This window comes from Candidatus Cloacimonadota bacterium, assembly GCA_034661015.1.
In the GTDB taxonomy this organism is placed as follows: Bacteria; Cloacimonadota; Cloacimonadia; order JGIOTU-2; family JGIOTU-2; genus JAYEKN01.
Map to the genome: position 1 here is coordinate 2,337 of JAYEKN010000085.1, position 2,331 is coordinate 4,667.

Here is a 2,331-nt window from a genome sequence, read left to right on the forward strand (position 1 = left end):
GCAAGGGTTGAATATACATTATTTGCTGTTTTAAATCTTATGCCGGGCTGGATTAGAAATTCATCACCGTATTTATTTCTGTGGTCTTTATCTGCAATATAATCGAATTCCAAAATTGCACTTAATTTATCTTGCAGGTGTCCGTATAAAACATAGCTGTTGAGCCCGATAGAATATTTTCTCACATCACCATAAAAAGATAAATACGAAAATAACAAATTGGGAAGAGTAATATTTCCGGTAACAAACGGAGTGAATTTTATTTCTAAGTCTTTGAAATCATTATCCATCGAATTTGCATAAGCAATCGCACCCAAAGCAAAAGTTGTTTTGTAAAGAGCACCTGAATTGGGCAATAATTGATATTTAAAAACGATGTCCTGTCTGTCATACTTATTGTCCGAAAACTCTGAATAAGCAGCGAGTTCCAATTTCCATAATTTGCGAGCATAATAGACTGATTGTATGGAAAATGGACTAATTCCTAACTCAAGGGAAATCCTGTTACTCTTTGCAGATAGTTCGGCATTATAAAATGAGAGCACTTTTCCGGGTGGTTGCAAATTAAGGAAATTTTCATATTCCTTTTTATATTGCTCCATCAATTTTGCCATTTCCTGCTTCCGATTTTGCTTCAATTTAAACTGCTGTATTTTGTGATCAATTTTATTTTTTTCATTTTGAATCCAGAGTTTAAATTGTGCTTGTGCCTTACGGATACCTTCTTTTTCCCCGGCTTCCGCCATTTTGTTTTCATTAATTTCTCGTTCTAATTTACGTTGCAGTTCATCGTAAACCAATTTGTTATATTTATCTTTTCTAATTTGAATAATGCTATAATTTGTTCCGGTATCGGGATCTTTAAACCTTTCCGTAATACTTACTCCGCCCAAATTCACATCAGTTACGACTTCGGAAACTGATACAAATTTTTCCCATACTTTACCATTTTTATCTTTTACAATTTCGCTTTCAACACATTTGACTTGAACTTCCACATTTTTGGAAAATTCTTTTCTGGCATTATCATCTGCTTTTCCTCGTGATTGGATTGATTCGCCAATTCCAAAATAATAATCGTCCGCATTTTTGATTGATTTTCCTTTTTGGTATCTTTCTGCCCATTCGGGAATCGCTGCATTAATAACATTAGGAACTAAAAATAAAATAATCAAAAACAAATACAAATGTTTTTTCAACACACTAATCTCCTTTTCTTATGGAATTATGTTTTTTCAATTTTAAACACATTATAAAACAAGATTCCTACAAATTTTTATAATATTTTTCTCTGCGTGATCTTACGGTTTCAATATATTTTCTTGTTTCTGCCCAAGGAATGTCTTTGCGTAATTTTTTGTACAAAGCATCATTATCCATTGTGCTTAAAGAGGACATCATTTTGTTCCATTTCTTCTCACTAATTCCTCTCATTTTTCCGGTCATCGCCTTATATACACTTCCGGGACCGCCGTTATAGCTACAAACAATGCAATAATACTGATTCTCCTTGTTTGTTACTTCATCCCATTTATTATCCGCCAACCAACGCATATAACCAATCCCCATTGCAAGGTTATTTTCAGGATTATACAAAACAGAAGAAGATGGTTTGCCTTTTTTGTTGAATATAACGTAATTCATGGTAGTCCCTGCATATTTCGGAACGATCTGCATCATACCATAGGCGTTTCCGTGTCTGTTATAAGCACGTGGATTGAAAAAAGATTCGGTATGAATTATGGAAAGTGCAAGACCCGGATCAATTTCAAACTTCTCACATTGTTCTTCAATAAACGGTTTGTATTTGTTTACCCGAATTTGAATGTTGTCGGGAACCATATCCAAAACGATTGAATATTTGGTTCGTTTCTTTTCGTCCTTGCCCAGTGTTTCAGTAACTTTTCCTGTTTCTATAATCTTTTCAACTGCTTCATCCAGATTTTCCTTAGTTACAATGCCAACATCCTTCACTTTTATCTGATCTTTAAGTATTGGTTCTTCGGTTTCATCTTTCTCTTCGAGAATTTTTGTTAGCTGTTTTTTGACGATCTCTTTTGCTTTTTCTTCGCTTTGAGGTTCATCCTCTTCTACCACCGCTTCTACCTTTACTTCGCCTTTTTCAAAATCAACCTGACTTCTTCCCTTAAAATCTTCGGAATAAGTTACCCATTCATTTGGTGAAGATTCTACGAATTCGTTCCACTCTTTCTCAATCTGATCCTTATATTGAATAAACATAGAATCTTGCTGCATCTGATAATTTTGAAATTCCTGTTCCTGTTGCTGAGCATATTTTTCAAACTCATCCATATCGGTTTGGGAAAATAA

Annotated in this window: 2 protein-coding genes; both read right to left on the bottom strand. The window is 34.1% G+C overall.

What is annotated here, in order from left to right:
* Window positions 1–1,202: hypothetical protein (locus U9P79_02885; protein ID MEA2103574.1), on the bottom strand; the 1,202-nt coding region annotated here is incomplete at its 3' end.
* A gap of 64 nt (window positions 1,203–1,266) precedes the next feature.
* Window positions 1,267–2,331 (bottom strand): murein transglycosylase domain-containing protein (locus U9P79_02890; GenBank protein MEA2103575.1); only part of this gene is annotated, 1,065 nt, incomplete at its 5' end.